This is a genomic window from Burkholderia sp. E168m23 (assembly GCF_016586125.1).
GTDB classification, from domain to species: Bacteria; Pseudomonadota; Gammaproteobacteria; order Burkholderiales; family Burkholderiaceae; genus Burkholderia; species Burkholderia orbicola.
The window spans coordinates 1-4857 of sequence record NZ_BCPP01000542.1; the positions used below are offsets into that span (position 1 = coordinate 1).

Consider the following 4857-nt stretch of genomic DNA (forward strand, 5'->3'; position numbering starts at 1 on the left):
CGTCCGTCGACGGGTAGAGCACCGCGTACGATTTCCCGATCAGGTCGGCCCACGCGCAGCGGAAGATCGACGCGAGCGCGTCGTTGCAGTCCTCGATCACGCGGTCGCGCGACAGCACGAGGCCGAGCGGCGCGAGGTGGAAGGCGGTCTGGTAATCGAGATCGGGCATGGCGCAGGCAGGCGGAGGGAAATGCTTATGTATTTTTGCGTATTGTGCCGCATCCGCGCCGCATCGTACCCTTTCAGGCATCTCGCGGCGGTGTGTCGCGACATAAAAACAGCGTGCTTCGACGCAGGCATTGCCGCGCATGCATAGAATGGTGCGGCGGGCTTGCGCCACGTGGCGCGTGAACCGGTTTTGCTGGTTTCCATAGAGGAAGGGACAACAGATGAACAAAGTCTATCCAAGCGCGGCTGCCGCGCTGGAGGGGATCGTCCGTGACGGACAGACCTTCGCGGTGGGCGGCTTCGGCCTGTGCGGGATTCCCGAGGCGCTGATCGCGGCGTTGCGCGATTCGGCCGTCAAGGGCATCACCTGCATCAGCAACAACGCGGGCGTCGACGGTTTCGGCCTCGGCCTGCTGCTGGAAACGCGCCAGATCAAGAAGATGATCTCGTCGTACGTTGGCGAGAACAAGGAGTTCGAGCGCCAGTACCTGGCCGGCGAACTCGAGCTCGAATTCACGCCGCAGGGCACGCTCGCCGAAAAGCTGCGCGCGGGCGGCGCGGGCATCCCCGCGTTCTTCACGAATACCGGCTACGGCACCGTGATCGCGGAAGGCAAGGAAACGCGCCAGTTCGGCGATCGCCACTACGTGCTCGAGCCGTCGCTGACGGCCGACGTCGCGCTCGTCAAGGCGTGGAAGGCCGACAAGTCCGGCAACCTGATCTACCGCCGCACCGCGCGCAACTTCAACCCGATGTGCGCGATGGCCGGCAAGATCACCGTGGTCGAAGTCGAGGAGATCGTCGAGAACGGTGCGCTCGATCCGGATCAGGTCCATACGCCGGGGATCTTCGTGCAGCGCATCGTGCTGAACGCGACGCCCGAAAAACGCATCGAACAACGCGTCGTACGCGCGAAAGGAGACTGACATGGCCTGGAATCGTGACCAGATGGCCGCGCGCGCGGCGAAGGAATTGCAGGACGGCTTCTACGTGAACCTCGGCATCGGCCTGCCGACGCTCGTCGCGAACCACGTGCCGGAAGGCGTCGAGGTGTGGCTGCAGTCGGAGAACGGCCTGCTCGGCATCGGTCCGTCGCCGACCGAGGACGAAGTCGACGCCGATCTGATCAACGCCGGCAAGCAGACCGTCACGACGCTGCCCGGTTCGTCGATCTTCTCGTCGGCCGATTCGTTCGCGATGATCCGCGGCGGCCACATCAACCTCGCGATCCTCGGCGCGATGCAGGTCAGCAAGCAGGGCGACCTCGCGAACTGGATGATCCCGGGCAAGATGATCAAGGGGATGGGCGGCGCGATGGACCTCGTCGCGGGGGTGGGGCGTGTCGTCGTGCTGATGGAGCATGTCGCAAAGGGCGACCAGCACAAGATCCTCGAAGAATGCAACTTGCCGCTCACGGGTGTCGGCGTGGTCGACCTGATCATCACCGATCTCGGCGTGATCGAAGTGACGCCGGCCGGGTTGAAGGTGCTCGAACTGGCCGACGGCGTGAGCGCCGACGAGATCCAGGCGAAGACGGGCGCACCGCTCGACGTCAGCGCCGTGGCCTGAGCACTACTCTGGTGCGTCATTCTCGACGCCCCGCGTTCCTGACGGAGCGCGGGGCGTTTTGTCATCACGCGCATGCGTCACGCAATCGCACCGCCGCCGTCGATCAGGACCGTCGAACCGGTTGCATAAGGCGTGGCCGCCAGATACAGGATCGCATTCGCGACATCCTCCGGTTGGCCGACCCTGCGTGCGGGAAGCCGCTGGGCGGCGCCGGCGTACATCGCGTCACGTGCGTCGGGCGCGAGCTTGTCCCACAGCGGCGTCGCGATCAGGCCGGGCGATACGGTATTCACGCGCACCGGCGCCAGCTCGAGCGCCAGCCCGCGGGCGAGCGCCTCGAGCGCCGCGTTGATCGCGCCTTGCAGGACCGACGACGCGCTCGGCCGCACGCTGAGGTAGCCCGACACGAACGTCAGCGAGCCGCCGGGCGCGATATCGATCGCGCGGGCGATGCGGTAGGCGCCCCAGAACTTGCTGTCCATCGCTGCCTGCGCGTCGGCGAGCGGCAGCGCACGGACCGCGCCCGTGGCCGTCTTCGCGGCAGAAATCACGACGTGGTCGAACCGGCCGGCGCGTGCGCAGAACGCATCGACATCCGCCGTATCGGTGATGTCGAGCGTTTCGGTCCGCACGTGCGCGCCCGGCAGGGCGTCGATGTCGAACCGGCGTGGATCGCGCGAAGCGATCGTCACCCGCGCGCCGCGCCGCGCGAATGCTGCTGCGGTGGCGGCGCCGATACCGGAGCTGCCGCCGACGACGAGTACTGTCTTTCCGTGGAGCAGATCGTCCATGAAAGTCTCTCCTGGGTGGTGAGTTGAACGGAATCCGGTCAGATCGTTTCGGTCTCGCGCAGCGTCGACGGGCTGTGCAGCGCGAAGCGCGCAATGTCGTCCTTGCGCATGAAAACGACCCCCGGGTGTGATCGAGCGTAGTGCAGGAAGGTGTCCCACGCGCGGACCATCTGCGGCGTGCCGCTGATCCGGTCGTGCGCACTGATCGACATCAGTCTGCGCCGCTGCCCGGCTTCCGCGTACAGCTGGTCGAAATCGAGCTTGATCTGCTCGACGAACATCGTCGGCGAGTAGTGGCGGCCTTCGATCAGCAGGATGTCGTTGTTGCGCAGCGTGTACGGGACCACCACGAAATCGCGACCGTCGACGGTCTCGATGAACGGTTCGTCGCGACTGACGTCGTCGATGTGATACGTGTAGCCGAGTTCCTGCAGCAGCGACAACGTCTGCGGCCCGCGCCGCAGCCAGTTGCAGTTGTAGCCGGTCGGACGCTGGCCGGTCGCCGCTTCGACCATGTCGCGCGCGTCGGTCAGGAAGCGGCGCTCGTCGTCGCGGCTCATCGCGAATTGGGCGCGCCACGTCGGGCCGTGCGCGGCGGCTTCGTGGCCGCGCGACACGATCTCGCGCGCCAGTTCGGGGTGCCGGCGCGCGGCTTCCCCGATCATGTGCGACGTCACTTTCACGCCGTGCCGGTCCCACAGGTCGAGCAGGCGCGGAATCCCTTCCCGGTAGCCATACGCGAACCAGGTGGCCGAGGCGAGATCGGCCGGCACCGACGGCGGGAATGCGACGGCCGGAAACGGGCTGTCCGCGCCCGTGGGGGGCTGGCCGCCCGCCTCGAACTGCATCGAGATCGAGATCACGAGCCGCGCGCCGTCCGGCCAGAACGGCGTGGCGCCCGGTATCGCGGGCGCCGGCACCATCGCGGCGGCGGCACGCACGGACGTGCCTGCGGCCAGCGCGACGCCGGCCGCGAGCCCGGCGCCGGCCTGGGCCAGGAAGGTGCGACGCGGCAGAGGCGTCGCGGGCGTGTCGTTACCGTGAGTCATCGTCCCCTCCGTCAGCCGACGAGCCCGAGCTGACGCATCAGCGTCAGGTTGTCCTCGATATGCCAGTTTTCCGCGATCCGGCCGTGGTCGATCCGGTAGATATCGGTCGCGATGAAGTCAATTGCCTGCCCGTGCCCGGCCGTTCCGTTGAACGCCCCGGTGAAATGCCCGCGGAAATGCAGGTGCACGACGACCCGGTCGCCGGCGACGATCATCTGTTCGATGTCGCAGCGCAGGTCCGGGATCGCGCCGCGCATCGTGCTGGACGCCGCGAGCGGCCCCGGCAGGCCCTGTTCGCGGCCAGGCGGCAGCGTGCGGTCGGTGAAGTCGTCGGCGAGCGCCGCGCGGGCGAGCGCGGGGTCGCCGGTATTCCAGAAGCTGCCGTAGCGGCGCGCGGCCAGGATTTGCGCGCGGGCCTGCGCGGCCGGCAAGCCTGCCGCGACGGTCAGGCTGTGCGGTGCGACGAGATCGGCGGCACGGGCGGCGGCGGGCCAGAGCGCCACGACGCAAGCGGCTGCCGCGAAGGCGTGCGCGACAGGGCGGGCGGCTGAACGAAGGCGGATCGACATGGTTGCAAGGGTCCTGTGAAGAGCGTCATGCGACGACGCGGAACAGGTATGGTAGGTTTCCGTTCTGAATGCAAATACGGGCAAGAAGCGAATGGATTCTTCGAAAAAAGGAAAGGTTTGGGTGAGGCGGGCGCCATGACGCTGATCGACGATTTCCCCGCGCTCGATACCTTCGCGCGGATCGTGTCGGCCGGCAGCCTGTCGGCGGCGGCGCGCGAGCTCGACCTGTCGTTGTCGGTCGTCAGCAAGCGGCTCGCGCATCTCGAGTCGCGGCTCGGCGTGCGCCTGCTGCACCGGACGACGCGGCAGCAGACGCTCACCGACGACGGCGCGCAGTTTCACGCGCAGGTGCTGCGCATCCTGGCCGAAGTCGAGCATGCGGAAACGCTGATGCGCGACCGCCGCGGCACGGTCAGCGGCGTGCTGCGCGTGACGGCGCCCGGCGAACTCGGCCGCCTGCGAATCGCGCCGCTCGTCGCGGCATTTCAGCAGCGGCATCCGCAATTGACCGTGCAGTTGATGCTGACCGATGCGGTCGTCGATTTGCTCGCAGCCGACATCGACGTCGCCGTGCGGATCGGCAATCTTGCCGATTCGACGATGATCGCGCGCGAGCTGGCGCCGAATCACCGCGTGCTGTGCGCGTCGCCGGGCTATCTCGCGGCGCACGGCTGGCCGGCCCATCCGGCCGAGCTGCGTGCGCATCGATGC

General features: G+C 67.6%; 6 protein-coding genes and 1 pseudogene. 3 read left to right on the forward strand and 4 right to left on the reverse strand.

What is annotated here, in order from left to right:
• Positions 1–310 (reverse strand): annotated as a pseudogene (locus JMF90_RS40220) (PAS domain-containing protein); the annotation flags it as partial.
• A gap of 79 nt (positions 311–389) precedes the next feature.
• Here JMF90_RS40220 and JMF90_RS24220 point away from each other — a divergent pair.
• Positions 390–1094 (forward strand): CoA transferase subunit A, encoded by a 705-nt coding sequence (locus tag JMF90_RS24220; protein ID WP_012328363.1) that lies wholly within the window; start codon positions 390–392, stop codon positions 1092–1094.
• A gap of 1 nt (position 1095) precedes the next feature.
• On the forward strand, positions 1096–1737 hold the full coding sequence (locus JMF90_RS24225; protein WP_006476194.1) for a CoA transferase subunit B: 642 nt from the start codon (positions 1096–1098) through the stop codon (positions 1735–1737).
• A 77-nt stretch (positions 1738–1814) separates the two neighbouring features.
• Here the strand turns inward: JMF90_RS24225 and JMF90_RS24230 are convergent, their stop codons facing one another.
• From JMF90_RS24230 to JMF90_RS24240, 3 genes are read right to left on the reverse strand one after another with little or no spacing between them, the layout of a single operon-like run.
• The gene (locus JMF90_RS24230; protein ID WP_012328364.1) at positions 1815–2528 is read right to left on the reverse strand and encodes an SDR family oxidoreductase; all 714 of its coding nucleotides are present in this window, start codon (positions 2526–2528) and stop codon (positions 1815–1817) included.
• A gap of 38 nt (positions 2529–2566) precedes the next feature.
• Positions 2567–3577 (reverse strand): polysaccharide deacetylase family protein, encoded by a 1011-nt coding sequence (locus tag JMF90_RS24235; RefSeq protein ID WP_201316854.1) that lies wholly within the window; start codon positions 3575–3577, stop codon positions 2567–2569.
• An 11-nt stretch (positions 3578–3588) separates the two neighbouring features.
• Positions 3589–4146 carry an ester cyclase gene (locus JMF90_RS24240; protein WP_201316855.1) on the reverse strand — a complete coding sequence of 186 codons (558 nt, stop codon included), beginning with the start codon at positions 4144–4146 and terminating at the stop codon, positions 3589–3591.
• Between the two features lie 135 nt (positions 4147–4281).
• On the opposite strand from JMF90_RS24240, the gene JMF90_RS24245 reads away from it, so the two are divergent.
• Positions 4282–4857: LysR family transcriptional regulator (locus tag JMF90_RS24245; RefSeq protein WP_201325517.1), on the forward strand; the 576-nt coding region annotated here is incomplete at its 3' end.